Source organism: Sphaerospermopsis reniformis (assembly GCF_005402885.1).
In the GTDB taxonomy this organism is placed as follows: Bacteria; Cyanobacteriota; Cyanobacteriia; order Cyanobacteriales; family Nostocaceae; genus Sphaerospermopsis; species Sphaerospermopsis kisseleviana.
In genome coordinates this window covers 1-585 of the sequence record NZ_BJCE01000549.1, presented here as the reverse complement: position 1 = coordinate 585, position 585 = coordinate 1, and the positions used below count along the sequence as shown (strand labels likewise).

Genomic DNA, 585 nt, shown 5'->3' with positions numbered 1-585 from the left:
TTGAGGGGGCGACAAAGGAGCTAAAGAGGTTGCTGGATAAGCATTACAGCCCTCAAACCCTGCTGATAAAATGGCATCTTATTGCGAACAGATGCCATCATTTCCAAGACCAATTCTTGGCACTCATTCATAGAAACTATCCAACTAGAACCGTATAAACCTATCCAAAAAGCACTATGTCTTCTTCCAGTTCTTTTATTTTCACTCATCCGACAAACATAAGATTGTTTTCTTTGAGATTGAGTTTTTTGACCTTGTAACCATGCAGAAGTCATTGCCAAAGCAATCAATAAAATTATCCGCACAAGTCTATCAGGAGAAGCCTGAGAACCTTCTAAATTATAACCCCCTGTTTTACAATCTTTAAACATCGCTTCAATCCCAAAACGTTGACCATATATTTTAATAGTTGTGGAAATATCTGTGAGATTAGTTGATAAATACCAAGGTTCTTTCTCTTGCTTACCGCGATACTTTCGTTTCCAATAAACGGCTAAATTACAACAACCAAAACCTTTATCTTGTGTGAGATGAACATTTTCATAAAATCTCCGACCTCCAGGGTAAATTGGAATTGTACTCAAT

1 protein-coding gene is annotated in these 585 nt (G+C 37.1%); it reads right to left on the bottom strand.

The features are described from left to right. Positions 1 to 20: 20 nt before the first annotated feature. A partial coding sequence (locus FFR48_RS28345) for a transposase (RefSeq protein ID WP_162502000.1) occupies positions 21 to 585 on the bottom strand: 565 nt, incomplete at its 5' end.